The 26,636-nt window shown below is 63.8% G+C and carries 21 protein-coding genes; 18 read left to right on the top strand and 3 right to left on the bottom strand.

Annotated features, from left to right (window positions below; genetic code table 11):
- The first annotated feature begins 53 nt into the window (after positions 1-53).
- Both KA354_00780 and KA354_00775 read left to right on the top strand, forming a co-directional pair.
- The gene (locus tag KA354_00780) at positions 54-521 is read left to right on the top strand and encodes a PH domain-containing protein (protein MBP7933153.1); all 468 of its coding nucleotides are present in this window, start codon (positions 54-56) and stop codon (positions 519-521) included.
- A complete protein-coding gene (locus tag KA354_00775; GenBank protein MBP7933152.1) occupies positions 518-1,255 on the top strand; it encodes a PH domain-containing protein in 738 nt (245 codons plus the stop codon). Before KA354_00780 ends, KA354_00775 begins: the two co-directional genes overlap by 4 nt.
- A 42-nt stretch (positions 1,256-1,297) precedes the next feature.
- Here the strand turns inward: KA354_00775 and KA354_00770 are convergent, their stop codons facing one another.
- Both KA354_00770 and KA354_00765 read right to left on the bottom strand, forming a co-directional pair.
- Positions 1,298-3,574: an alpha-galactosidase gene (locus KA354_00770; protein ID MBP7933151.1), complete on the bottom strand. Its 2,277-nt coding sequence runs from the start codon at positions 3,572-3,574 to the stop codon at positions 1,298-1,300.
- Positions 3,575-3,880: 306 nt separating this feature from the next.
- Positions 3,881-4,660, bottom strand: coding sequence for a rhamnogalacturonan acetylesterase (locus tag KA354_00765; GenBank protein ID MBP7933150.1), 780 nt, complete (start codon positions 4,658-4,660; stop codon positions 3,881-3,883).
- Between the two features lie 528 nt (positions 4,661-5,188).
- Here KA354_00765 and KA354_00760 point away from each other — a divergent pair.
- The 3 genes from KA354_00760 to KA354_00750 all read left to right on the top strand — a co-directional run bounded on the left by KA354_00760 (position 5,189) and on the right by KA354_00750 (position 12,229).
- Entirely contained in the window at positions 5,189-7,261 is a 2,073-nt protein-coding gene (locus KA354_00760) for a hypothetical protein (protein ID MBP7933149.1), read from the top strand.
- 569 nt (positions 7,262-7,830) lie between these two features.
- The gene (locus KA354_00755) at positions 7,831-9,048 is read left to right on the top strand and encodes an efflux RND transporter periplasmic adaptor subunit (GenBank protein ID MBP7933148.1); all 1,218 of its coding nucleotides are present in this window, start codon (positions 7,831-7,833) and stop codon (positions 9,046-9,048) included.
- 13 nt (positions 9,049-9,061) lie between these two features.
- Complete coding sequence (locus KA354_00750) at positions 9,062-12,229, top strand: efflux RND transporter permease subunit (GenBank protein ID MBP7933147.1); 3,168 nt, start codon at positions 9,062-9,064, stop codon at positions 12,227-12,229.
- 253 nt (positions 12,230-12,482) lie between these two features.
- Here the strand turns inward: KA354_00750 and KA354_00745 are convergent, their stop codons facing one another.
- On the bottom strand, positions 12,483-13,589 hold the full coding sequence (locus tag KA354_00745; GenBank protein ID MBP7933146.1) for a hypothetical protein: 1,107 nt from the start codon (positions 13,587-13,589) through the stop codon (positions 12,483-12,485).
- Between the two features lie 601 nt (positions 13,590-14,190).
- Here KA354_00745 and KA354_00740 point away from each other — a divergent pair.
- From KA354_00740 to KA354_00680, 13 genes are all read left to right on the top strand, one after another.
- A complete protein-coding gene (locus KA354_00740) occupies positions 14,191-14,772 on the top strand; it encodes a hypothetical protein (GenBank protein MBP7933145.1) in 582 nt (193 codons plus the stop codon).
- Positions 14,773-15,006: 234 nt separating this feature from the next.
- Complete coding sequence (locus tag KA354_00735; GenBank protein ID MBP7933144.1) at positions 15,007-15,666, top strand: hypothetical protein; 660 nt, start codon at positions 15,007-15,009, stop codon at positions 15,664-15,666.
- Positions 15,667-15,671: 5 nt separating this feature from the next.
- Positions 15,672-16,934 carry a ThiF family adenylyltransferase gene (locus tag KA354_00730; protein ID MBP7933143.1) on the top strand — a complete coding sequence of 421 codons (1,263 nt, stop codon included), beginning with the start codon at positions 15,672-15,674 and terminating at the stop codon, positions 16,932-16,934.
- On the top strand, positions 16,931-17,593 hold the full coding sequence (locus KA354_00725) for a hypothetical protein (protein ID MBP7933142.1): 663 nt from the start codon (positions 16,931-16,933) through the stop codon (positions 17,591-17,593). The genes KA354_00730 and KA354_00725 overlap by 4 nt, the downstream gene beginning before the upstream one ends.
- The gene (locus KA354_00720) at positions 17,590-18,426 is read left to right on the top strand and encodes a hypothetical protein (protein ID MBP7933141.1); all 837 of its coding nucleotides are present in this window, start codon (positions 17,590-17,592) and stop codon (positions 18,424-18,426) included. The genes KA354_00725 and KA354_00720 overlap by 4 nt, the downstream gene beginning before the upstream one ends.
- Positions 18,423-18,749 carry a hypothetical protein gene (locus KA354_00715; protein MBP7933140.1) on the top strand — a complete coding sequence of 109 codons (327 nt, stop codon included), beginning with the start codon at positions 18,423-18,425 and terminating at the stop codon, positions 18,747-18,749. Before KA354_00720 ends, KA354_00715 begins: the two co-directional genes overlap by 4 nt.
- Before the next feature lie 117 nt (positions 18,750-18,866).
- Positions 18,867-20,030, top strand: a complete 1,164-nt coding sequence (locus KA354_00710; GenBank protein ID MBP7933139.1) for a hypothetical protein — start codon at positions 18,867-18,869, stop codon at positions 20,028-20,030.
- A 114-nt stretch (positions 20,031-20,144) separates the two neighbouring features.
- Positions 20,145-21,908, top strand: coding sequence for an AAA family ATPase (locus KA354_00705; protein ID MBP7933138.1), 1,764 nt, complete (start codon positions 20,145-20,147; stop codon positions 21,906-21,908).
- Positions 21,905-23,161 carry a hypothetical protein gene (locus KA354_00700; GenBank protein ID MBP7933137.1) on the top strand — a complete coding sequence of 419 codons (1,257 nt, stop codon included), beginning with the start codon at positions 21,905-21,907 and terminating at the stop codon, positions 23,159-23,161. Before KA354_00705 ends, KA354_00700 begins: the two co-directional genes overlap by 4 nt.
- 48 nt (positions 23,162-23,209) lie before the next feature.
- A complete protein-coding gene (locus KA354_00695) occupies positions 23,210-23,521 on the top strand; it encodes a hypothetical protein (GenBank protein MBP7933136.1) in 312 nt (103 codons plus the stop codon).
- A gap of 131 nt (positions 23,522-23,652) precedes the next feature.
- A complete protein-coding gene (locus KA354_00690; protein MBP7933135.1) occupies positions 23,653-24,525 on the top strand; it encodes a hypothetical protein in 873 nt (290 codons plus the stop codon).
- Positions 24,526-24,545: 20 nt separating this feature from the next.
- Complete coding sequence (locus KA354_00685; GenBank protein ID MBP7933134.1) at positions 24,546-25,361, top strand: hypothetical protein; 816 nt, start codon at positions 24,546-24,548, stop codon at positions 25,359-25,361.
- A complete protein-coding gene (locus tag KA354_00680; protein MBP7933133.1) occupies positions 25,315-26,130 on the top strand; it encodes a ThiF family adenylyltransferase in 816 nt (271 codons plus the stop codon). Before KA354_00685 ends, KA354_00680 begins: the two co-directional genes overlap by 47 nt.
- The last annotated feature ends 506 nt before the right edge of the window (positions 26,131-26,636 follow it).

The raw sequence follows: 26,636 nt of genomic DNA, 5'->3' as shown, positions 1-26,636 counted from the left end.
ATGACCGAAGCCCACCTGCCTTTGATCCTCGGGCCATCACCCGTCCCGATCCGGTGCTGCTGACCTACTACGTGCTCGTCGCCATCCTGACGCTTCCGGGGTTCCCCATCGCCCTGACCGTCCTGCTGTGCAAGTATCACACCTTGCGTTATCGCTTCGACGACAAAGGCGTGTCCATGTCCTGGGGCGTTCTCTTCCGTCGCGAGATCTATCTGACCTACCGCCGGATCCAGGACATTCACGTCACCCGAAACATCCTGCACCGCTGGCTGGGCTTGGCGACGATCTCGGTCCAGACGGCCTCCGGGTCGGCGGGAGCGGAGATGGCCATCGAGGGCATCCGCGAGGTCGAGCAGTTGCGGGACTTCCTCTACGCCCAGATGCGCGGGGCGAAAGGTGATCTTCCCGAGGGGCACGCGGAAACCGGTCCCGCCGAACCGAAGGATGAAGCCCTCGCGGTGTTGGTCGAGATCCGTGACCAGCTGCGCCGGCTGCGAATCGAGCGCGAGACGAACTCATGAACGACGCGACACAGCGGGCGAGTGCCTGGGTTTACCGCGGCATCTGGGCGGTGCTGGTGGATTGGTTCCGCGTTCCCGCCGAGCCGCCCACGCTCCCGGTCCAGGCCGGCGGCCTGATCGAGTCTTTCGGGCCGTCTCCGGCTTTCCTGCGCTATCTCAAGTTCTGGTTCTGGCTGGGCTTGCTGCCCGTGGACCTCATCATCTTGATTGCCTGGGTTGCGATCACCGTCGCCTATCCGCCGGCCGGCTTCTTGCTGGCGGTGCCGGCCTTCGCCCTTGCGGTCCTGCCCGACATCGTGGTCTACATCGCCCTTCACCTTCGCTTTGACACCACCCGCTACGTGATGACCGACCGCAGCCTTCGCATCCGGCGGGGGATCTGGGTCATTCAGGAGGTAACCATCACCTATGAGAACATCCAGAACGTCGAAGTGCGGCAGGGGCCGCTGCAGCGGTACTATGGTATTGCCGAGGTGATCATCGAGACGGCCGGCGGCGGGGGTAATCCGAGCCAGCCCGGATCGCAGAGCGGCCACCGGGGGGTGATCGAGGGTATCGCCGATCCGGACCGCATTCGCGAGACGCTCCTCGGCCGGCTTCGTCACTCGCGGACTGCCGGGCTGGGTGACGATCTCCACGAGTTCGCCGCAGCACCGAACCGCTGGTCCGGGCAGCACGTCGCGGTGCTGCGCGAGATCCGCGACGAAGTCGCCGCGATGAAGCCTGGCTTCTGAGCCAAGAGGCCGCCGCGTCAGCCACCCGATCATCCGACCGGCTTACGGGTTCAGATGGGTGCAGGCAATCTCCCAGGCCACCGTGTCTGAGGCTGCCGCCTCCAGGGTGACGACTAGGGTGCGATCTGGCCGGCTCTCGGCCCTGAGTTTAGCGCCAGCGCCGGCCTTGGCCGAGGCGAACTCGTAGCCCGGGGGTAGAAGGCAGGTCAGGCGCGCAGGCATGTGCTCTACCAGCCGTACGCGGCCGAAGAGTCTGCTCCGGGCTTCGTCCCAGGCAACCTGCTCCACTTCGACGCCGCCCTGGGTGATATGCCGGTCACTCGAAAGGAATTGCGGTCGGCCGGTGTCGGGATGCACCGCCAGCAGAGCATTCGACCGGCCGGCCAGGGGCATGCTGAGGGACTCGCGGAAGCTCCCCAGGAACGATTGGCCCCAGAAGTCATAGACCAGGTGGTTGCGGTCCTCGGGCAGGCCGAGTTCGTCAAACCTCACGCGGAGCTCGGCAGGCTCGTCCTTCCAGTTAAAGAGCGATACCACGTCCCAGGTGCCGAACGGCCGGGAGATCTTCAGCGTCCAGATCGGATGCAGCTCGAACAGGGGGAACAGATCCAGCGGCCGGACATCGCACACTGGCAAGCACTGCTGCAGAAGGCGCATGCGCTCGGCCGGGAGAACGGCCAGTCTGTCGCCGGCGAACATCACCTGGCCCGGCAGGCCGACCGCTGTGGCGGCGATGCGGGCCGTATTCAGCGGGGCCGCCTCACCGACCAGGAGGGTATCGGGGTCGTTGTACCAGACGATGTTATGAACGAAAAGCTGGTTCAGAATGGTTTGAGCCTGATGCAGGTAGTTGGCCCAGTGGGGCGGCTCGTTGGGACTGACGATATCCGCGCCGAGCCGGGCGGCGTCGGCCTGGCCGACTTCGGGGCCGGTGTAATGGCCCTGACAGGCCAACCAGATTCGATCCGGGCCCAGTCCCCGCCGCAGGGCCTCCACGCACAAGCGGAAGGGACCCTCACAGGATTCCCTGAAGGCCGCCCGGACCTCCGGACGCTCATAGAAATGGGCGGAGTAACTCGGGCCGCGGCCGGACATCCCGTCGATCTTGAAGTATTCGTAGCCCCATTCCTGGGACATGATCCGGTGGGTATCTTCCATGTGCTGGCGGACGGCGAGCAGGGAGGGATCCAGCACGTAGTGGCCGCACCAGTTCTGCATGGGCTTTCCGTCAGGACGGTGCAGGAACCAGCTCTTGTGGGTGTCGTAGAATGCCCGGTCGCCGGTGCCGAAGGGAACCGTCCAGATGCCCGGCCGGAAACCGAGTTCCCGAATGCGATCCGCCAGCCACTTCATTCCGTGCGGGAATTTCCGCGGATCCGGCCGCAGCGTCAGGTTGTGGAACTTGCGGACCGGCAAGCGGTCCGAGTTGTCCTGCCACGACTCGATATGCCAGATCTCCAGTCCGAACGGCTTGAGGCAGCGAGCCCCGAGCCGTGCCTCGGCCAGGTTGTCCTCCTCACCGGCTTTGTCGAAGTAGACGTTCCAGGACATCCAACCAGTGGGGGACGAGGGGCATCTCTTCCTGTCGATCGGACGATAGGACGGCACATAACGGGAACGGTAGTAATCGCGGAGGAGTTCGAACGCGAGGGTGGCGCCATCGGCTGCCTGGGGTGAAGCACTCATCACCAGCTCAAAGCGACGCGGTCCGATCTGGTCCGCCGGCGAGTGAATCGCCAGGGTTCGACCGGTCAGGCGCAGAGCTATGTCGGTATCGACGTCGAACAGCGAGTCGTTCAGGCTGCTGTCCGCCGGTCCCGAGGCCATCTGGACCACGCGCGAGCCGACCGGGGGGCGGGTGCGGCAGGCGAAACTGCGGTCTCCAAACCGAGCGGTTGCGCGAAAGACCAGTTCACCCTTGTAGGACTGGGCTGAGCGGTGGGCGATGGTGACGTTCAGCAGTGCCCCGGAACCGCTGAAGGTCAGGTACCCCTGCACATCGCCAGCCGCGTCGATCAGCGACAGTCGCCCGGAAGCCGAATCGCGGGCCCGCCCGATCGACCAGAGCTGTCGCTTCCCTTCGATTTCGGCGGCAAACGAAAGGGCGCCGGTGATCTCTGCACCCGAAGCGGCGTGCACGCACACAAGGGTCGAGTCTGCCGGTCGGAACTCGATCCGCCACTCGCCGAGGTTCTGGATTACCGAGCCATCCAGCTTCTGCTCGGCGGCGGGTAGCCGGCTGCCGCCGGCGGCGCACAGAACGCACACTGCGGCGACCGCGTTCAGTCTGGTCGTGAAGAGCGAGTGCCGGTGGTGCATCGTAGTTCCAGAGGTCCATTGGGAGGATACTGCAGAAGGGGTTGCTGGGCCACATGGCCGTCGCCGTCGAGTTGTGTTGATGCTGCAGGGAGGCAAGGGCGGCAAGGTCGTGACGGATGGCGGGGGATTCGGAGCGATGAGTAGGGTCGCAGGAGAATCGGGGGTGACGAAGCGGGACGGGCGTTTCTCGCCCAGCCAACGCCAAGAGGGGCCCCGAATCTCACGTAAGTAGCTTTTTTACATGTGTTTACAGTGACCGATGGACTCGCCCCCGGGGGGTCCTCGCTGGGCAATCGCCGTTTGGCGTTACCGGCGCGATGGCGGCCGGACGCGTGCATATCGTCCCAATCCATCGGGCGGCAAAGCCCGGGCGACGATCTCAGCCATCACGCGGGCCCCTTCCGGCGACCAATGGGTGTGGTCTTTGGGGCTGCAGTTCAGGTGAGCGCTGCCTGCGTCGCCCAACCGATTGAGCAGCGCGATGCTTTCGGCATGCAGATCGACCAGGTCCACGTGTTTCTGGGAGGCCACTTTCTTCATCGCATCACTGTACGGTGTCAAGGTGGTGCGGATCCGGCCATCCGAGCCAAAGTTCCTCCGCGTCACCGGCGTAGTCAGGATGGGTGTCGCACCGATTGATCGGCTGTCGTCGATGTAGCGGCGCAGGTAATCCTGAAAATCGCCCGCAGGATCGGTGGATCGTTCTCCTTTCCCGGGGCAATCGTTGTGGCCGAACTGAATGAGAACATAGTCCGGCTTGGCGGCCAACACCTTTGCCCACAGACCTTCCCTGATGAAACTCTTCGAGCTACGACCGCTGCGAGCGAAGTTGGTGAAACGGACATTCTCGGTGAAGAACGGGGGGAGCATCTGGCCCCAGCCGCGTCTGTCAGAACTGTCCGCGTAGTCGGCTACCGTCGAGTCCCCGACGATTGCGACGCTCAGCGTCGGGTGGGCCTCGCCGGTCCGTGCGTCTTCTTGACGATCGCCAGGCGTTGTTACGCGGCAACCCGAACCGGCCCCAGAGGCTGCGGCTACCAGGACAAGAATGCCAAGCGAACGACGGATGCACGCAGAGAGCTTCATTGCGGCCCCTTTTTCTCTTTGTCCGAGGTCTTCCCGATGATCTCGGCCGGTTCCGCCACCGGCCGGCTCATGCGCGTTTGGGGTTAGCGGCCATGGAGATCCTCCGCTCGCCCCGAGGCTGGTTCAGTCGCGCCCATCGCGGCGCCGGATGCGCGGTACTGGCCGCCGACCGGGCCGGGACGGGGTGCTGGGCGGCCTTCCGGGCGAGCTGGGGGCGGTCTGGGCTCCTCTTGCCCGATCCTCGTGCGGGCGTGCTCACCAAGGAAGGGATCTAGCCGGCGACAGTATAGCTGGCTCCCCCCGGGTCGTCACCCTGTGGTCGAGGATGCTGTGACGGATGGTTGGGGGGTCTCCGTTTCAATTCGTCGTTGCCAGCGGTCATGATGGGCCTCCGCAACTACCGCTGGTGGGTCACAACTTAGAGGTTCATTTTGTTGGCCGATTTTGATAGAATAGAGTCAGGGCCACGAAGTGGGGTAACAAGACACCTCTGCGAGGGAGTTGATTCTGCGAGAAAGGAGCTCAGTGATGATTGTGGGATGCGCCAAACGCTGGTGGCCGTTGTGTGCTCTTGTCCTACTCTGCCTCCTGGGCCAGGCATGTGCTCCACAGGAGGCGAACGGTCCTCCCGTCGATCTGCCCGGCAACCCGGTGGAAGCAGATCGGGAGCTAGCAGAAGCACTGGGTGGCAGCCTCTCCGATGTGACAGCGGCTCAAGAGGCGGAAGCAGAGGCCAGCCTGGCCACTCTGGCTGAGGCGGATGAAGACCTGCAGTCCCTGCTGGCGACTACGGGGGACGAGGAGGCGGCCAAGGCAGAGGTCGTCAACAGGCTGAGCGGCAACCCTGCTGTCGAGTGGGCTCAGGCCAGCAGTTTCGGGATCGCCATCAAGTACACCGACGGAACAGAGACGGGAATCGCCCTTAATCTGGAGGACGACGACCCGCCTGGAATGGTCGACGGCGGCGGCGACGTCGCTGACGGGTCCGACTTCCTGCCGGCGAAGACCTCACGAACGATGAAGTCGCCCGACCTCGTCGAGTCCAAAAAGACGATCCTGCTCAATCCGCACTACTGGGAGCGACAGCCGCTCACCGACCATCTGATCGCCACGGCAAACACGCGGTTCCGGGAGTGTGGCTTCGACGACTTCGTCGTCTACAAGGACGAGCAATGCAGGATTGCCAAGTTCATGCACTTGAGCGACTACGGCATCGTGCACATCTACTCGCATGGATTGGCGTGGCCCAGCAAGCACAACGCCCAACGCGTGTACGTCATGACCGGCCACATCGCAACGCCGAAGAGTCTGGCCTTCATGCGAAGCCGGGACCTCGTGCCGCACAAGGTCGGCTACGTCCGAACCCCCTATCTCGATCAGAACACGCGCAAGCCCGTTTATGTGATCAGCGCGGATTTTCTCACCCAATACAATGACCTCAGTCAGAGCAAGAGCCTGGTGTATCTGGGCTTCTGCCACAGCTACCGGGCCGATTTCCAGGACAAGATCGTGGAGGCGGGACACGCTCAGGCGGCACTGAGCATGAGCTGGGTGGTGAGCACGAAGAAAAACGTCGCCTGGGCCGAGGAGATGTACAACGCCCTGGGCAACACCGCGCTCGACACCCCCGTCGACCTTCGCGCCTGGTACCGCTCCGCTCCGCATCAATACGCCCGTCAGGACGAAGACGCGAACGGCAATCCGATCACCGTGACTGTGCGTCTTCATGCCAAGGGCAACGGGGACCTGATTCTCTGGGAGAAACCCGAGGCGATGGATCCCTGTCTGGCGGGCGCGATTCGCCGGCAACTCGGGCTGGCTGACGACGCCGAACTGACCTCGGCTGACCTGGGGCGTGTGACCTACCTCGAGGCGATGAACGTGGGTATTCGGACGCTCGCCGGGATTCAGGGTTGCACGAATCTCAAGACGCTGAACCTGTTGTCGAATGAGGTCGAGGACCTGTCGCCGCTGGCCGAACTGACCATGCTGGAAAACCTGTACATGGTGGACAACAAGATCCGGTCCGTTGCGCCCCTGGCGCCGATGACTTCGCTCAAGTCGCTGGATGTGATGCACAACTTCATCGGGAGCATTTCGTCGCTGTCGGGTTTGACCCGCCTGGAGACGCTCAAGGTGGATTGGCAGCAGAACAAGGCGATCACCAGTCTCAACGGCGTTCAGAGCATGGCCAAACTGAAGTGGCTTGGGTGCAGCGGCAACTCGATCACCAGCCTGGCACCCGTGGCAGGGCTGACCGCGCTGCAAACGCTCAACGCAACGCACAATGACATCAGCGGCTATGCCGGTGTGACCGGATTACCGAACCTGAGGGCGCTTCGGTTGACGGAGAATCCCATCAACAGCCTGTCGGGTCTGATCGGGGCCACGTTTCTTGCCAACCGACCCTCGATCGACGTCACGTGCTGCCCGATCGATACGAATTGTGACCCGGATGCCGGCTCGACGACCCAGTGCGATCTGATGAACCAGCTCAAGAGTGCGGGGGCCACGATCATCTGGGGTGACCGCAGCAGCTGTGGGACGGAGCCGCCATTGCTCGGTATCGCGGAAGTTCACGCGACCTGCGACAGGCAATAGAGCAGACATGGCCGCAGACCACGCCGGGGGGATGAGCTGTCTTCAGGGTCACCGATGGAGAGTCTGCATGGTGAAAGGCGCGGAGGCGAGACTCGTCATCTTCCTGGCAAGCGTGCACCCAGCCTCGACACCCGCGGGTTTGGGCCTATCATGACCTGTGGTCTGTGAGCGGGCTGACGGGACCGGCGCAGGCGGGCCATGAACAGCGGGTTCACAGAGGCAGTTTTTCGACCGCTCACTGCGCCTGCCGGGCGTGGGGCGAGTTGGAGCCCGAACCGGGGAAGCTCAGCGCGGATTTCCTGGACGGGGCGCTGAAGGCGGCAGGCGATTCAGTCCGCAGGCTCGCGTTGAGGGTCATGTGTTGTTCCGCGAGCAAGGGCCATCTGTACCATCCAAAGTGGATCAAGGTCGTTTCAGACCGCAGGCCGAAAAGATCTGAAATTAAGGCGGGCGTGACGGGTGGGGGTGCTGGTACAATAGCGGACCCCGGCCCGGCGGCGTAGCCGGCCAAGGCCATGGGGGACAAGTCGGTTGATTGGCATTCGGAGAACACTCCAGGGGACGTTGGGATGAGTCAGCCAGCGGCAATCCGAGCGTGGACGATCACCATGGCCCTGCTTTTTGGCGCTGCGATCCATGGGTGTGAGCGCCGCAAGCCAACGAGCGTGCCTGCGCCTCCGCCGAACGTCACGATTGCCCAGCCGGTGACACGGATGTTCACTGACACGATCGAGGCAACCGGGACGACCACGAGCAAGGAGGAGATCGAATTGCGGGCCCAGGTCGGGGGTTACCTGCAGAGCGTCAACTACCAACCGCGAGCGATGGTCAAGAAGGGGACCTTGCTCTTCCAGATCGATCCGCGTCCGTATGAGGACCAACTGGCCCAGGCGAAGGCCCACCTCGAAGTAGCCAAGACGGAGCACGCCTTCGCAGAGGCGAAGCTCGCGCGCCTGGAGGATGCTTTCAAGTCACGGTCGGTCAGCGAGCTGGAAGTCATTCAGCAGCGGGCGGATCGGGATCGCCTCAAGGCCTCGATCGACTTGGCCACGGCCCGGGTGGACGCCGCTGAGCACAGCCTGGCGTATACGCGGATCCTGGCCCCGCTGGACGGCCGCGTGAGCCGGAACGTCCCCGGCGTGGGGGCGCTGATCGACCCCAGTCAGACCAAGTTGGCCACAATCGTTGATGACAGCATCGTGTACGCCTACTTCAACCTGAGCGAGGCGGACGTGCTGAGACTCCGGCGGTCGCGCCCGAATCTGGCGGCGGACAAGGAGATTCCGAAAGACAGGCTCCGGGTCTTCGTGGGACTGATGAATGAGAAAGGCCACCCGCACGAAGGCACGATCGACTACTGGGCGCCCCAGATGGACAGCAGCACGGGCACACAAGAGGTCCGCGGCAGGTTTGTCAATGACGGCAGCCTCATGGGCGGGCTGTTTGTTCGGGTGCGGATTCCGGTCAGCGTACCTCGCCCCGTGCTGATGGTCGCGGAGCGGGCGATGGGATTTGACCAGGGGCAGCGTTATTTGCTCGTAGCCAACAACGAGACTGTCGAGTACCGCCGCGTGCAGGTGGGGGCGCTGGAGAATGGGATGCGTGTGGTGACTCATGGCGTATCCGAGGGTGACTGGGTCATCGTCAACGGCATCCAGCGGGCGAAACCGGGTGTGAGAGTCAACGTTCAACGGGCGTCGATGGAGGCCTTTGTGGATACTGGCACCCGGCCCGCCGCGGCCAGCGGGCCCACTGTGGAGCGAGCAACCACCCACCCCGTACAGTGACGGAGGGCAGCCTGTGATCTCGCGTTTCTTCATCGATCGACCGATCTTTGCCGCGGTGCTCTCGATCGTCATCACTATTGCGGGCGTCGCGGCCTTCACGACGCTGCCCATCGCCCAGTACCCTGAGATCGCCCCCCCGACGGTGCAGGTTTCCTGTGCCTATCCCGGCGCGAACGCGAGGGTGGTGGCGGAGACCATCGCCGCCCCCATCGAGCAGCAGGTGAACGGCGTGGAGAACATGCTTTACATGTCCTCGCAGTGCACCAACGACGGCGTGTACTCGCTCACCGTGACTTTCAAGCTGGGCACCAATCTGGATATGGCCCAGGTGCTGGTGCAGAACCGCGTGTCCCTGGCGTTGCCGGTGCTGCCGGACGTCGTCAAGCAAACGGGCGTGACCACGAAGAAGAAGAGCCCGAGCGTCCTTCTGGTGGTCAACCTGTTGTCGCCCGATGGACGCTACGATCAGCTTTATCTGAGCAACTATGCGACAACGCAAATCAAGGATCACTTAGCTCGTCTGGACGGCGTCGGTGACGTCACGCTCTTCGGTCAGCAGGACTACAGCATGCGGGTCTGGCTTGATCCGGAGAAGCTGGCCGCCCGCAACCTGACTGCCGACGACGTGACCAGCGCCCTGAAGGAGCAGAACGTACAGGTGGCTGCGGGTCAGATCGGCCAGCCGCCCGTCAAGCACCGCCAGGATTTCCAGTACACGATGAGCACTCTTGGCCGGCTGACCGATCCCGAGCAGTTCGGCGAGATCATCGTGAAGACCGGATCCTCGGGCCAGATCAGCCGCCTCCGCGACATCGCCGAGATTGAACTGGGAGCCAAGAGCCAGGACCAGTCCTGCTCGCTGGACGGCAAGCCCAGCGTGGGGCTTGCGATCTTCCAGTCGCCCGGCTCGAATGCCCTGGCCACGGCCGACCGGCTCCGGGCGAAGATGGAGGAACTCAAGAAGGGTTTCCCGGAGGGCCTCGACTATTCGATCGTCTACGACACGACGCCTTTCGTCCGCGAGTCCATCCACGAAGTCGGGAAAGCCCTCCGCGACGCCTTCATCCTGGTGGCGATCGTCGTTCTCGTTTTCCTCCAGAACTGGCGTTCCACGCTGATTCCACTGATCGCTGTGCCCGTGTCGCTGGTCGGTACGTTCGCGGTGATGGCTCTGCTGGGCTTCAGCCTCAACAACCTCTCCCTGTTCGGGCTGGTGCTTGCGATTGGCGTGGTGGTTGATGATGCCATCGTGGTGGTCGAGAACGTGGAACGCTGGATCGAACACGGCCTGTCACCCAGGGAAGCGGCGTACCGATCGATGGAGGAAGTGACCGTTGCGGTGATCGCCATTGCGTTCGGTCTGAGTGCGGTGTTCATCCCGACGGCCTTCATCAGCGGGATCAGCGGGCAGTTCTACCGGCAATTCGCCCTGACAATCGCCACCTCGACGCTGATCTCGGCGTTCAATTCGCTGACGTTGAGCCCGGCGCTGGCGGCGCTCCTGCTCAAGCCGCGCGATCAGCAGCGGGACATCCTGACCCGGGTCATGAACCTGACTCTGGGTTGGTTCTTCAAGGGCTTCAACTGGATGTTCGGATGGATGACCGCCGGCTACGGGCATACGGTGCGATTCGTGATTCGAGGCGCGGTCGTGGCTCTGCTGGCGTTCGGCTGCCTGCTCTATGCGACCTACCACGGGTTGGTGACCGTGCCGACCGGCTTTATTCCCACGCAGGACAAGGGGTACCTGATCGCCAGTGTGCAGTTGCCGGACTCGGCCTCGCTTCAGCGCACCCAGGACGTCATGGCCCGGGTGGACGCGATCGTCCGTGGCACCAAGGGGGTCAAGCACACCGTGGCCGTTGCGGGCCAGTCGTTCCTTTTGGGGGCGAACGGCTCTAATTTCGGCTCGCTGTTCATCGTTCTGGATGACTTCGAGAACCGCCCTGGCCGTGAGCTGTACTCGGAGGTCATCGCCATGAAGCTGCGGAGGACCTTTTTTGTCGAGGTTCAGGACGCGATGGTAGGCGTGTTCGGGGCTCCCCCGGTCGATGGGCTGGGCACGGCCGGCGGCTTCAAGATCATGCTCCAGGACCGAGGCAGCAATGGGCTGGCGGCTCTGCAGGAGCAGACGGACAACCTGGTCGCCAGGGCCAACCAGCAACCGGGTCTGGCCGGCGTGTCCTCGATGTTCCGGGCGAATACTCCACAGCTTTATGTCGATGTGGATCGGGTCAAGTGCAAGACGCTGGGCGTGCCCCTGAACCACGTGTTCAACACCCTCCAGGCCAATCTGGGCGGGCTCTACGTGAACGATTTCAACCAGTTCGATCGCACCTGGCAGGTCAATATCCAGGCCGACTCCTCCTTCCGCAGCCGGCCGGAAGACGTCGCTCAGCTCAAGGTCCGCAACGCCACCGGCAACATGGTACCTCTCGGAGCAGTGGCCAAGGTCGAGGAAACCAGCGGCCCGGTCATGATCAATCGGTACAACATGTTTCCCGCGGCATCGATCAACGGGGCTACACAGTCAGGTTTCAGCTCCGGTCAGGCGATCGAGATCATGGAGCAACTTGCGGCCGAGGAGCTTCCTCCCTCGATGAAGGCGGAGTGGACGGAATTGACCTACCTGGAGATTCTGGCTGGAAACACAGCGGTGTTCATCTTCCCGCTGTGCGTTTTGTTCGTGTTCCTGACTCACTCGGCCGAATATGAGAGCTGGCTGCTGCCCCTGGCGATCATCCTGATCGCGCCGTTGAGCATTTCGTTCGCCCTGCTGGGGGTTTCATACTTCGGGATCTCCAACAACATTTTTGTCCAGATCGGATTCGTGGTCCTGGTTGGTCTGGCGTGCAAGAACGCAGTGCTGATCGTGGAGTTCGCCAAGCAGCAGCATGAGCACGGCAAGCCGCCGAGAGATGCCGCGGTGGAGGCGTCGCGACTGCGGCTGCGTCCGATCCTGATGACTTCGTTTGCCTTCATTCTCGGGGTCGTTCCGCTCGCGACGGCTACGGGCGCGGGGATGGAGATGCGGCGGACTCTCGGCATCGCGGTGCTGGCCGGCATGCTCGGGGTGACGATCTGTGGCCTGCTGCTGACCCCGGTGTTTTACGCTGTTCTTCAGGGCTTGGCCGGTCGATTGTCGCGATCCAAGACCGCGGCGAAGGTGGCAGACGGCTGACGGAGGCTCAGCGGCACGTACGGCAACGACGGCACCGGTTCCGCTCCCCGCCCTAAGCGCAGCGACGCACCCTCGCGGCGAGCGGGGTTGGGGCCGCCTCTGGCTGCTCTACGGTGATCAAGTCCATCATCGGCTCGTCGAGTCGGGTCCGCTGGCTATGAAGTTCCGATGGAGGCTGTCGAGGATGCTCGGCAGGTGCCCTCCGGCCCTCCGGGACGGCGAGGGGAAGGAGGCCCCTGGGGAAGCGGGATGGCTAGAAGGCAAATCCCCATCCCTGATTGATGGCGTCGTCGGTGAGGACGAGGTCGTCGACCTTGTCGTGAGAGGGGGGCTTCTTCCGCTTGGCCCAGGTGACGGCGAACACGCGGCCTTCTCCGCTTCGTCCAAGGATCGACTCTGCCGGGTCATAGGAGTGCCTGATCCGTTCCTCGATGTGGTACTGGTGCTTGAGTGCCCGCACCGCGACGATGGTGCCCCAGCCCCCGTGGCCGGCGCACAATACGAGCAAGGGCCTCGTGCGGACGTCGAGGATGAGTATGCTGCAGTCGTCAAACGTCTTGTGCGGATGTGGGTCCTTCGCGATCGCATGGGCGATCGCCGGGGCGGAGTCTCGGCGATACGTGGTGAGCCCATGTCCTTTCAGGACGATTCCCTGCTCGTTCGGAGCACAGGGGAGGGGCTCGGAGAGGTAGGGCATCTTCGGTAGTTTGATCGACCATCGGAAGCGGGCAGGGAGCTCCCCGGAAGGTCGGTTGTCCAGCATGATGCGGGCGATCGGGTCAGCCATGGGATTGACGACCGGCGAGCCAAGGACGACCACGGCGCCAACCTCCGGTCGTTTCCTCAAATCGTCGAGACGCGCCTGGGCACGCTCCTCAGGCAATTCAGACGGCAGCAGGTGCAATTCCACTCGACACTCAATCCGAAAACCACTGAGGCCGTGGACAAGCTCGGCGAGTGCCTCGGCATCGCGGGCCCCGACGGCGCGTTGGGGCAGATCGCCGGCAACCTCGGGAATCAGGACTTGGCGCTCGCCCACCACAACGGCGAACACCGAACCCTGTTCCCAGGTTTCCCACGGCGGCAAACGGGGGCTCACCTGGAAGATCGCCTCCACGGGGACCGGCAGGCGTCGGATGAAATGAACCAGCCGGTCAATGTCCGTGACCGTGCGGGCTGTCAAGCTGACGGCGCGGCGGTACTCGCCCCGCAGCTGCATGTGATCGAGGTAGTGGTCGATGTTGTCAAAGCCGGCCTCCCGGCTTCGACGTCGAGCCGCGTCATCGACGGCCCGGACGAGTTGGGCCTCTTTCCCGTCGCTGATAATGAACCGGATCAGGCTGCTCAGGTCAAGGGCCATCTTCCTGCTCCTATCCCGACCGAGGTGCATCCGACCGCGTCCGGCCAAAGGGCTGACCCCATGCGGCGCCTGACCGGGTCGAGGTGTGTTCCTAGACTACTTGATAGCCGCGCTTCGCCGGAATGGCAAGAACTCCGGGCGGCCAAACAGCGGCGCATCGTGATTTGGGGTGGTAGTGCCCATCCGTGCCCGTCGCTGCGGCACGCATCCTCAGAGCAATCATGATGTTGGGAGAGGCGGATTGCCTGCGGCGCGAAGGGCCTCCATCGGCGTATGGCTCAGGCGACTCCGAAGTGGCTCCTCATGGTCGTGTCGTTGCCGACGTTCGTCGGAGCGTGCGGCAACTTCGTTCTGCACGTCTTTGGGCGGCATGTGATCAGCGTGCGCCAACGCGCACGTCAACACGCGAGCGCTTTCGGCAGCGCGGTATCATCTAATTCAATATCGAAGGTGAGCAGGATGCCCCTTCGAGAAGTGGGTTGCACGTCACGTAGCTCCTGTATGCATGTGGTATGCGGATGGATGAGGCGACCGAAAGGTGTCGTGCGGTATGTGCGGTATGACGGCCTCATCGCGACACAAGGAAGGAGGAATACTCCCCATGTTGACCATCATCGCAGTGTACTGCCTGATTGGGTACCTGACGCTCTATGCCTTGCCGCGTCCTGACCGAACGACTCCCCGCGTTCGGAAATGGCACATCACCCTGCGACTGCCCAACGGCCCCGAGAAGCTGGGGTACGTATCGGTTTCAAACGGTCAACGATCTGGGCCTGTTCAGGAGATTCCCCGCTTCCTGCACCGCCTTCTGCTCCTGTTGAGTGACCAGATGGAGTCCGACACGGCTCAAGGCTTCGACCCTGTCTTGCGGGGCCTGATGGGGGATGCCCGGATCGCATCGGAACTGGCGGCCCGGTTTTCGCCGGTTGCGAAGAAGCTCAAGGGCCCGCAGGAGGAGGCCATTGCTCGCTACGCTTCGCTCCTCAAGACGATTCTGAGCAAGGCCAGCCCGCCCGGTCGCGGTGCCGATATTCTTGTTGGCTCGTCGAGGCGTGGTCGCCGGCTTCTGGTGCCGGTCGAGGTCGTCGACGATACGGCCGTGGCGCCGTTCATCGAACGCAGGCCGGGCACGGCGGCCAGCGGAGAGGCGCTGGCTACGATTCCTGGCCTTAGAGACTGCTGAGAAGTGGTGTCGGCTCTGGGCGGCGATTTGCCCCGCCGGGAATGAGATGACCGGGGCGATGTGTGACGACGCCCCCCCGGCCGAGTGCGCGGGCCGCGTTTCCGCCTGTAGTTCAACGCATCTTTCCGCGATCTCATCGTCGATCGTGTCAAGGCAAGTTTCTCGCCACCGTTCCTTGCGTACTGGACACCGAACACGAGAATGGGATGGTACCGCAGGAGGACGCCGAAGACAATGGTGAGACACTCTAAAAGATGGCTTAGTCTACTAAATGAAGTCTCCGCCGCGCCGACCTCGGCCGGGGATTCGGACTTAGAGGCGGTTGAAGGTGCAGGCGGGTCGGGGGCGGCCTGGGCCTGGAGCCGCATCGATCTGCCGTCCGATGGCCCGGTGTGTCTGCAGACGCATTCGCAGGAGATCGCCGTCCTGGCCAGGGGTGCGACACAGTGGTCAGATGACACCGTCGTCGTTGAGTCACTCTTTCTCGATGGCGGTCGCTCGCCGCGGCTCTTGATCCTCCTACCACCCGGTCAGCGGCTGAGCATCAACGGCGAGCCCGTGTCGCGCGTGGCCATTGCGGCGATGCGGGATGTGCTTGCATTCAACGATGCCCACCCGATGTTCGTTTCGCTTTTTGAGCAGCCAGTCATGGGTTTGGCTGGGAAAGCCCTGGCAGGCGAGACTTGCCCGGTGTGCAAGACCGTGACTTCCGCCGGTCAGGAAGTCTGGCAGTGTGCGGTCTGCTCGGCGGTGGTTCACAACGCCAAACCGGACTCGGCTGACGCGGAGGGCGAAGGTTACGCGTGCCTGACGCTCTCGGGCGTGTGCCCGGTGTGCCAGCAGCCGATTCGAACGAATGCCGGGCTGATCTGGATACCGTCGGAGGAGGAGTGATGGTCGTGGCCGAGCACCGACCGAGGCTCAGGAGACTCGAGCGGTTGTCCCGCGTCAAGGCGGTGGCCGCCCCTGAGCGGGTTGCCCGCATGCCGGCCTTCTCGGGCTCACGGCCGGACGTCGATCCGGACCGGGTGCTCGGACGGTTGCAGGTCATTCTCGCCGGCGCGGGCTCCGTAGGGGGGCCGTGCATCCTGAGCGTTGCACGGCAGGATCCGAGAGCGATTATCATTGCCGATCCGAAACCCTACAAGCCCGAATCCTTGTTGACGAACAGCGTGATCTTCCCGCGGGACCTGCGCCGGTGGAAGGCAGACCACGTGGCGAAGTGCTGCGTTGAGGTCAGCCGCAGCACTCGGGTCGATGCTTTTGTTGGCGGCTTTGAGGATTTGCCCCTCACGCGCGTAGCGGGCGTGGACTTCATCTTCTGTTGCACGGACCGGATGGCGGCGGAGCTGCATGTGGCCCGGGCGGCGATGCATCTGGGCATCCCGGTCATTTACTGCAACGTCGAGGGCTCGAGCGGCCTATACCAGATCCGGTATTTCGCGAACAGCGACCCACAAGATGCCTGCCCTGCGTGCAACATGACACCGGCGGAGCTGCGCATGGCTGCGGACGACGGGCCGGGCTTCTCGTGCGAAATGGTCGGAGAGAGGGATCAGGCCGGCCGAGAGGAACCGGTCACGCGGAGCATTCCTGCGCTCTGTGCGCTGGCGGGGCACATGGGCGCACTGTTGATGAACAAGGTCACCCTCCGTCTGGGCCAACCTCTGCCAAACAGTTGCCTAGTGGAGGGGACTTTCATCCGGCCCGGGTACGCCGCGGTCATTCCGCTTGGTCGCAACCAAGACTGCGTCGAAGACCATTCTCGGTGGCGGTGTCGTCCGCTCGCCAAGCCGCTTCGCGGGCATGCGATTCGCGAACTGCTGGAGGTCTCCGGCATGAGCAGCGACGGCGGCGATGCCGTGCTTGGTCTTGGCGACGATTTCCGCTACGTGGTTCGTGCGGAATGCCCCCGTTGCGGCCCACGGTCAATCGGGCGGTTCTGGAGCAAACGCCGAAACCGGCGCTGCCGTTGTGGCGCCGAGCTCCGCACGAATTCGTTTCACACTTTCGACGCGGTTCCGCTGAGCGTGTTACGCCCTCAGCTCGATCAGCGAGTCGCGACTCTGGGGGCGACGAGCGCGTCCTGGGCACTGATTCGTCACCACGGAGCGGGCACGTGGCTTTCTTGGAAGGACGCTGAAGGGGTAGGTGAATCATGACCAGCCAAGACCCTCGGCGGCGGTTGTCATCGCTGCGGTCCATGGAGTTGAGTCCCGATCGACAGGTTGCCCTGGAGCACATTGTTCAAGCGTGCCCTGACGACCGGAACACGCCGTGGGGCCGGCGAAAGCCAGCCGAGGTCAAGAACCTCTTGAGGCTCGACCAGCTTGCCCCGCCTGGCCGAATGGTGATCAGGGCAATCGACGCCAGCGAAGCGCTCCGCATCGCGTTGGCTCTGCGGGTGAAATGCCCCGCGGTGCGACCGGATGGTCAAATCTACATTGCCGATCAGGCGGAACTCGGCATCATTCTGACGGACGGTTGTCTCCGAGGCGCCAAAGACAGTGTGGCGGTGCTCGTTTTCGCTCCGCCGCTCTTTCATTCAAACGCGGCCCCCCCCGGCGGGCTTCCGATCCAAGGGCTATGCCTCGGTGATGCCAGCGTGTCGATGCCTGTGGCCGCGTTGGGTTGTGCCGAGCTGGTCTTGCTGCTTTACTCCATCCTGCAGCTGCAGACCGTCACCATCGACCCCGAAGATCCGCTCCGGGTCGCGAACCCGCAAGCCGCCCAATACTGGCTGGCCCACCGCGATCAGGTGCCTCTGGATCGTACGCCGTTCCTCGCCCCGGTGGAATACGGTGGAGGAGCGACGCCATGAAAGCGCTGCAGTGTCCGCTGGACGCGGTGATTGAGGCAATGGGCTTTGCCCGGTCGGTCCACGACGGCCATGGCTCCGCCGGCGAGCATGCGGCTTATGAACGAAACGGCCTTCACCTGTGTTTGGATGGCATGTGGGCAACATTGGTTTCACGAGGGTGTTCTCAGGTTGGAGATGTTCTAGAGCCAACGAGCCCCCCGGGGCCCTGGAAGCTGATTTGTGAGGGTGAGGCAGCGCGTCTGATCGCGGACATCCCGCTGCCCGACCTTTCCGCGGCGGGGGTATTGGGAGGTGCCGATGCTGAGTACCTCAAAGCGACGGTTCTGTGGGCCCTGGAGACGGCCAAGAACGAGCGCCCCGGGGCCCGGTGGCTGCCACCCCCGCTGGAAGTCGTGCAGGGGTGGATGCCGAAGGACGCCCTCACGGTCTGCTGTGACGGGCACGTTTGCCAGGGCGAAATCGTGCACACAGTCGATCGCGGCCGGCTCGCCCTTCGATTCGAGATCCTGCGGATCATCCCCGACGATCTATCTGAGAACCGGCGGAGATGGCTGCGCCACTTCCTCGTTGACGCTCAGACGCGGTATCGCCTGGTGCGGATCCACTGGGGGCTCAGCACCGCACCCGCCTGCTATGCGGAGGTGGATCTCACCAGGGCGGAGCATGATCTTCTGGAAGCATTTCTGCTGATACGAAGTCTCACGTGTTTGCGACGCGTGGTCGCGAACATAGTGCCCGTGGCGACCTTGATTGCCGACGCTCGCGTGCGGAGCGAGGCGTTGGAATTGATCCCGGCGGGTTTCGTACGTTTCGAGAGGAGGTACATCCCATGAAAGACGATCTGGTCACATTGCCGGCGGAGGCGCCGAGCGGCGCGGGGCCGCAGCTTCTCAACCTGAGATTTGTCGACGTGACCGGCAGCCGCCGTGTCAACCTCAGCGAGGTGCGGCCGGACGCACCCGCGGCGCGGGTCCTGCGAGCGGCTGCGCGGGAGCTCGGGATCCCCGAGAACCAACCGGTCAGTCTCCGGCGGGACGACACCTGGCTGGTGCCCCCCAACGCCACCATTGGAGAGGCGGTCGGGGCCGAGCAGCAGGAGGAACTCACGGTGGTGCCGAACGCACATCTGGGCTGCTGGGGCCCGCGGGGCGGGTAGAACACATCGGGTCGGGCGCGGCGGGGCGGGGGCATGCCCTGATGGTGTGCACCCGCAACGCCGTCTGGTTCGCACTCGGCAGCGGATGCTGCATGGCAGGTGTTCGGAGGCCGCATCATGGTGAGCAGGACTCTCGGGGGGCGTTCCGGCCGACGGGTCGGCGCGGCGAAGTGGATACTGACGGTCAACGTGGCGGTGCGGCGCCAGGACGGGTCGGTCAGCACGGGCTGGGACTACATCGATCCGTTCATGGATCTGGCTGACCATCGATCGGAGTTATGGTTCGAGGCGTTTCTTCGCCGCAACCATCTGCTTCCGCTCGATGCGGTCGTGTCGGAGCTCGTGCCGCACATCGCCGAGGAGGGCGGTCGGTGTTCGGGCTTCTCCTTGCGTTCGCAGGATCCCGCCGGACAGGAAGCCGAGCGGCGGTTCACGCTCACGGCGATACGACACGTGGCCCGCCGGATCGCGTTTCGCGTCGAGCCCCAGCGGGCCGCGAGCCACGCGTACGAGCTTCATGCCCGGCGGGTAGCGGACGGGCGGCCGGGCGTTGAGCCGAAGGCGGATGGCTCCTTCCGGGTGAGTGTGGCGGAAGCGCCGTTGCGATACCTGGAGGTGCCGATGAAAGGACTCATCGAAGGTGCGCAGCGAGTCGACGGGTACGCGGAGACGGCGGATGGGTCGACGGACGCGCCGGTCTTTTTTCCGAGGGCGGTCCTCGCCCGATGTGAAACCTATTCCCGTCGCGGAGCCGGCGAGAAGCCGCCGATCGAGACCGGCGCGGCCCTGTTGGGCTGTCCCGTGCGGTGTCCGGAGACTGGGGAATTCGGCGTGGTCATCACGGAGTGTCTGAAGCTCTGGGATGTCGAGTCCAAGGCCGCCCGGCTCGCATTTTCCGGGGTCACATGGGCGTGCATCCAGCAGGTCATTCGGCGAAGGCAGGAGGCCTGCCCTGCCGAGCGTTTCATCGGTCAGTGCCACGGCCACCCGTTTGACCGAGTGCTGTTTCTGGAGACGCCCCCCTGCGAGCACTGCGCCGATACGTCCCACCCGTGCAGCCGGCATAACGTGGCACCCTCGCCGGATGATCGAGACTGGCATCGCGCCGTCTTTGGAGGCCGTCTGCCGTTTCAGGTTTGTCTGATTTACGGATTTGACCGCCGTGGACCGCGGCATGGCTGCTTCACGCTTCGCGACGGCCAGCTTGCGGAGCGACCGTACTACGTCATCGAGGCTTTCGATCCGGGGCTCTACACGGCGGGATGCATCGGGTCGGCTTGATCGGCGCCTCGCCCTGGGAGCGAGGGCCGGGATTGCCGGGTGTAGGGGCGGCCCGGTGCGGTTGCCAGCTCGGGGGAACCACACGGAGTTGCTCCTGCGAAAGGAGGAAGCCACATGGCCAAGAACAAGGCTGGGACCGAGGAACTCAAGCAGTTGATCATGGAGGCCGGTGTTCCTGACGAGCACAAGGCCGTGCTGATTCATCAGATCATCACCCACGATCCCGAACAGGGTCTGAGCGTGATTCGCATGTTGATTGAACTGGGGACCGCCGCCAAGGCGAACGAGCAGGCGAAGAAGCTCGCTGCGCAGTACCGGGAGAGGCTTGAGGAGATGCAGCGCGGATCGACGCGATCCGGTGTATTCCTACAGCATGCCGAAGAGAAAGGCGGGATGCGCCGGGCCCATGTTCGGCTGCAGGACGGCATGGCGATTACGCTACCCGTTCCCGACGAGAAGCTTGCCGAAGCGCTTCGTCGGGGCGACTCGGTCGAGATCGACCGGGAGGGCAAGGCCATCATCGGCTCGCAGCCGTGTGGCGATCGCTCGGGGGAGATCGCCATCCTCGGCAAGCGCGTGGGGGACTACGTGGACGTGACCCTCCGTGAGCAGGAAGGCCAGCATTTCCTCGCTTCTCAGCGGTTGACCGATCAGATCGAGGCCGGCGAGGTGGAACCGGGGGCGAAGATCGTAGTGAGCGCCCGGCAGGAGATGGCGTTCTACGCCCTCCCCGGGGCCGGCAGCAAGTTCGAGCACTATAAGTTCCTCTCCAAAGAACCTGTGCCCACGGTGACGGTCGACGATCTTGGCGATCCGCCAAGCTATATTCTCGAAATCCTTGAAGATGTTGAGTTGACGTTGAGCGACCGGCATGAATGGCTGCGGAAGCGCTGGAATGCGCCGCTGCTCACGACGCTCCTGCTGCAGGGTGGAACCGGGACCGGCAAGACGTACAGCCTGATGGCTCTGCACCGGGCCATCTATGATCGGATCGCCTCAATCAGCGGCGTTCCCTCGGAGGAACTCCCCCCGAGGTGCTTCCGTCTGAATGCGGCTTCCACCTTGAGCCACCTGCTGGGGGTCTCCGACAAGAACATCGACCGGCTGTTCTCGGAGGCCGAGCAAATGGCCGGCGAGCCCGTGGAACTCAACGGCAAGTTCTATCATCTGCCCTGCATCGTGATACTCGAGGAGATAGATGCCCTTGCCCGACGGCGTTCGGTGAACGACGCCGACAACGAGGCGGTGTACTCACGGCTGTGCAGCGGCCTGCTGGCCAAGGTCGATCCGACGCGGAAAGACCTTGCTGACAAGCACCTGATCGTGATCGCCACGACGAACCTGGTCGAGGCCTTGGACAGTGCATTTACCCGTCGCTTCCAGGTCACGCGGTTTGGCCATCTCGACCGGCACCACTTCCGCTCGGTGATCGCCAAACATCTCGGCAGGCTGCCGGTCGCGCTCCAGGGTGAGCCCGGCGAGAAGGCCGCACGACAGCGCCTGGTTTCGGAGGCTGAGGCATTCCTGTTCGCGCCGAACGGCGATCCCGGGCAACTCCAGGTCTACCTTGTCGGCAGCAGCACGCCGATGATCATCTACCGTCGCCAGATGCTCACGCCGGCGATTGTTGCCAAGGCGGTCGAACAGGCTGCGCGCAGGGTTCGTCGGCAGGAGGCCAAGACCGGCCGGGAGGTCGGAATCACCACCCGCGTCCTTCTCGGCGCGTTGGATCGGCAGATCCGCGATGTTGCGGAGATGTGCAATCGCGGCAATATCACGGGATACGTGGATGTCGGGGCCGGCCAGATCAGCGACGTCCGCCTGATTGAGCAATCCCCGATCGTTTCGAGCCATGAACTGCTGAGGGCCGCGTCATGACCACCCCCCCACGAATCCGAGACGGTTCTGCCCACGCTCCTGTCGGGTTCGGCCGATGCCCCCCAGGCCGATTCGCCCACGTCGGCGAGCCGCTGGTCGGCGTGCTCGCGGCCTACGGCATCGGCATCGAGATGTGCAGTGCCCGCATGGTCCTGTTCACCGATGTTCCCACCAATGAGCGGTTCAACAAGGGTGCAACGAACGTGCTGGTGCTCGGGCAGGCGGCATGCGGCGGCGCGATCGTCATGGTGGACGACGATCTGGAGTATCGGGGTGGCGACGCGCCCGGCCTGGCTGATCTGCTTCGCCGCGGTCCCTGTCGCCGCCGCTGGCGACGACTTGACCTGGATCCGGTACCAGGCGATAGAGTTTTAGATGTTCTTCTAGAGGTTCTCGAGCTGTTCGGCTCGTCCTGTCTGGCAGGGGTCCGGGAGGCCGTGGAGCGGGAAACCGCGGCTTCACCGGCGGAAGACGAATCGCCGACCGGACGGGTCTTGGCTCGAGCCGAAGTCATCACCAAAGAGGACGCCGCCGCCGCTGAGCAGCGCTGCATCCGGCCCTATCAGGCCGAACAACTTGCCATGATCGCGGCCCGTCCCGAGCCGCCCCATGCGGCCATCGTGATCGGGGTTGCGGGGGCAGGCAAGGACACGGTGATGGTCGCCGCTGCGAACCAGCTCATGGAGCGCAGGGTCGTGCGCCGTGTGTTCCGAATCGAGGCGGCGGTGGTCGCGGCCGGCGCGATGTTCGAGACCGACCGCGACGCCGCTCTGATGACGATGCTGACCGAGATGCAGGAGCAGGTCGGGTCTCTGTTCCTGGTGAAGGGAATTGATCTGCTTCTCGGGACGCCAATCAGTCACGCCCTGTTGGCCGCGGGGCTGGATCGGGGCTTACGGCTATTCGGCACGCTCAAGGCTCCTTCGGTCTCGCTCCGGCGGATCGCGGCTGACAGTGCTCTGCGGCGTCGGCTCGTACTGACGCCCTTGGAGACCCCGGTGGGCGATGCGTTGGCCCGGGCACTGGACTCGCACGCTTCGGCAAGTGGCGTTGAAGTCGAGCCGGCGGCCCGGCGCATGGTGCTGCGGTTGTCCGCCCAGCACGGGCAGGCCCAGCCGGGGGCGGCGGCCAGCCTGCTCGCCGCGGCCATCGCCGCCACCACATGGCGCGGGGGCACCGTGGTGACGCCCGATGACGTAGCCGCGGCGGACTCGCTCGAGGCAGGCGTGGACTTCGATGAGCTCATGGAATGAGACCTGTGCCGGGTTCGGATGTGGAACCAGAACCAGAAGGAGAAAGCGATGCTGGAACAAACGCCAAGGTTGCGGGAGAGTCCCCGTGACGCCCTCGACGCGTCGGCTGATCCGTTTGCCCTGGGCGAGGCGAGCCCGGGGACCGCGCTGATCAGCGCCGGGATTCACATGGGTACGTGTCCGGCGGGTACGACGGTCCGGGAATTGCGTCGCCGTTACGCGGACGCCTACGAGATCGACCCGGATGCGGTCGCGCTGTTGGACGGCAGCGAGGTCGACGATTCGACCGTCGTGCGCGAGGGACAGTCGCTCACGTTCATCACCCGTATCGGAGAAAAGGGAACGATCGTCTCAAGGTGACGTGGATGTCGGCCGCGATAACCGGGTTCCTCTTGATCCGCCGCACGCGATTCGCTTCGCGAATCGGGCTTGCACACCGAGCCACGGCATTTCAAGGCTTGGAACACGAGCGGTCTGTGGGGAGCAGAATCATGGCTGCAGGGACAGAGCAGATTGTCATCACGGATGGGCAGGTTGTCGCCACCTCGCCTGAAGGTGCGACCGCCAGGATGCCGCTGGAGCAGTTTCTGGATCGGATGGTCCGGCCGCAGATCAGCACGGGCGTTCACGTGCTGCCCAACGGCGTTCGGTCCGTCGTCTCGCGGAGCGATTGGTCGGTGTTTGTGTACGAACGGGCGGCACAGGCCACGCAGGTTCGGTGGATCTCGCCTGACAGCGAGATCGACTACGGGCCGGGTACGGTATACCACAACTACCGGATCTCCTGGCCTTACGTCGTACTCCTGGCGCTCTGGGGCCCGGGGCCGACGCGTCATCACAAGGTGCTGCAAGGGAATTGCGAGGTGTTCTGGCGCCGGAAACCGATCGAGAACATCCAATCGGATACGCTGGACTACCCGTGCCTGCTGAATGCGTCGAAGTTCGCGGCCCCGGTGGCTGAAACGAAGCCCCTCTCGTGGCTTTGCACGCAACACATGGATCGGAGTTGTGACGGCGAGGTGAACGAGACGCGGCGGCTTCGACTCTCGCTGCGGACTCTGCTGGACGTGTTGCTCGGAAAGGCCTTCAACCGCAGCAGCGAACGCCACGAGGAGCGTTCGTGGTACACCGAGTATCTCCTTCGCGGTTGCGACAAGCGTTTTGCGAACCCACGAGCGTGGGAAGATGCGACCAGGGAGAACCCCCTGTGGACTCTCGACGTCCCGTTGATCAGCACCGGGATGACCGTCGCGGGAGTGATTGACCGCATGTTCCGGCTTCAGCGTGCGATGGAGCAGCGGCCCACGTCGTGCTCTGATCTGGCGAGGATCGTCTTCAATCACCGGCAGCGTAAGGCCGGGTGATCGGTTCCAAGGAGCGAACCATGGCTATACAGGACAATGCGCTGAAGCCGGGGCCGGCGCGGCGCGGCGAAGCGAAGCCGGACACGCCGTTCTATCTCAAGCGTGAGCCGGTTCAATGGCCGAAGGATGCTTTCTTCTACATGCTCGCCGACGGTGGTGGAAGCCAGCCCGAGGCAGTCGTCTACCGATGCCGCAATCATCCCTGGTTCGAGTCGAGCGTCCCTGTGCCTGTGCCGCCGGGGCTGGCTCTTCATCGAGCGTCACTCAAGGCTCACTGGCCCCTGGTCCCCTATCGGTTGACCGAGCTTGCCCTCGGATTCTTCGTCCGGGTCGCTCGGATGTACAACTCGGAATCCTTCCTGCTGCTCTGTTACGACCGATGGAAGCGTCGGTATCGTCTCATCTGCCCGGTGCAGCGCGTCACGTACTCGAGCGTCAAGTACGAGGTTCCGGACCTGCCACCGGAGTTCATGCTGGTCGGAGACATCCACAGCCATCCGGGAGATGACGCCGGTGCAAGCATCATCGATCAATGGGATGAACGCAGCCGGGCCATGGTTCACATCATCTGGGCGTTTCCCCGCCATCACCCGCCGCACGTGCAGGTAGATGCCGTGATCGACGGCCACCGGTTCCCCATCGCTGCAGACTCGATCCTGGAGCGCGGATATCGCAGGCTGCGGCTTCGCGTGCCAACGAGGTGGATCGACCGCGTGCACAAGGAGACGTACAGGCGATATGTCGATTCCGAGGAGACGCAAGAATGTCCCGATAAGGGAGGGTCCAATCATGGATGCCAATCGACGAGCAGACCGTGGACAGCGCCTGGTTCCTGAAATCCCGGACAACCAGTCCTTCAAAGTCCTCGGGCTTGGCGGCACCGGCGGGATCTTCAACCAGTATGCCGCGCTTTTCGTCGCCTCGACCCTGATGCGGCAGAACCGCAGGGCACGGTGGGTTCTCGTCGATGGGGATTCCTATGAGCACTCGAACGCCGCCCGGCAGATCTTCAAACGACTGACAAACAAAGCAGCGGCGAGTCTCGAGGGCATGCTCGAGTTCCCCATCTTTGCCGAGGGGCCGCTGACGCTCGTGGCCGTCGAACGCTACGTGAACGAGGAGACGATCGCGGACATTATCCGGGAGGGCGACGTGGTCAGCGCTAATTTCGACAACCACCCGAGCCGGCGACTGGTTGCGGATTACTGTTCCCAGCTCCGCGACGTCGCCGTCTTCTTCTCTGGAAACGATGGTGTTGAACCGGACCCCGGCACCGGCCGGATGCAGCGCGGCACGCACGGCTCCGTCTACGTCCAGATACGCAAGGGCGGCCGGGATGTCACCAAGTCACCCTGTCACTGGCACCCTGAGCTTCGCGGCGCATCATACCAGCGTCTTCCCGGCGGGCCCTCATGCGTCGACCTGCTGGCTGGCGCCCCTCAGATCCTGCTTTCGAACTTCTACGCGGCCGCCCTTGAGTTTGCAGCGTTCTATCTGTATTTCTGCGGCGCGCTACACTATGCAGAGGCCCACTTCGATTGGGCGGAGTGCATGGTCAGGCCGTCTGCGATCCCCGTCGCACCGGCGGAAGGGGCATCGGTGTGAGCGGCGGTCCTCATGATCGATTCACGGGATGAAGACCACGCTGGTTACACAGACGGCCCCCGCCGGCTCATCGACCCAGCAGTATTCGAAAGTGCAGGGTCCCGCCGGAAGGTGCACGACCGTGGCGGACGCGTCATAGTCGCACATGAACCGGCAGGGATTAGCCCGCGGGCGCATGAGCGCGGGCCGTTCGAGCTGCAAGCGGTGATCTGCCCTGCTGTTTGCAGCCCGCGTTGCCCTGCCGATCAGCACCGCTCATCGTCTAGCCGCGGGGGGACGCGGGTACCAACTTCGACGCGGATGATCGAGCGTTCAGTGCTGATTTCGGTCCATCGTAAGAGGCTATAGACGAAGCGCTTACGCGTAACATCGGCTTCAGGGGCTGGACTAGGCTGGGGTAATCGCCGGTAGAGAACTGCTCACCAGAGTGTGGGCGCCCGTGGTACGGCTGGTGCCCTCGCCGGCCGCACTTGTCCTTGCCGGTTCATCTCATGACAATGATGCGG

The sequence above is a fragment of the Phycisphaerae bacterium genome, from assembly GCA_018003015.1.
Taxonomy (GTDB): Bacteria; Planctomycetota; Phycisphaerae; order UBA1845; family PWPN01; genus JAGNEZ01.
This window is presented reverse-complemented; position numbering and strand designations above follow the sequence as displayed.